1 protein-coding gene is annotated in these 259 nt (G+C 53.3%); it reads left to right on the top strand.

All coding sequences use genetic code 11. The features are described 5' to 3' along the window. Positions 1-234: hypothetical protein (locus KMS84_RS40340; protein WP_256921625.1), on the top strand; the 234-nt coding region annotated here is incomplete at its 5' end. Positions 235-259: the final 25 nt, after the last annotated feature.

The following is a 259-nucleotide window of genomic DNA, read 5'->3' as shown; positions in this document are numbered from 1 at the left end:
GAAGTAGATTTCTGGTTCTCCGCCTCCAAAGAAACCGGATTCGTATGTGGAGCAGAGTGTGCCCTCAACTCGCTCTCCATCGATGATGTTCGCGTCGATATGGCAGGCAGTCCGGCCGTTCGAGACATCCAGATCAACTGGTCCGAGGTTGGTCCACGTAGGGGCGGTAACGCATCCGGAAAGAGCCGCTGTGGCGAGAGCGATAAGGCAGATGGCTTTAGTGTGAGACATTGAATTGAGCTTCCTTACTTTTTAAGGC

It is taken from the genome of Streptomyces hilarionis (assembly GCF_024539675.1).
In the GTDB taxonomy this organism is placed as follows: domain Bacteria; phylum Actinomycetota; class Actinomycetes; order Streptomycetales; family Streptomycetaceae; genus Streptomyces; species Streptomyces hilarionis.
This window is presented reverse-complemented; position numbering and strand designations above follow the sequence as displayed.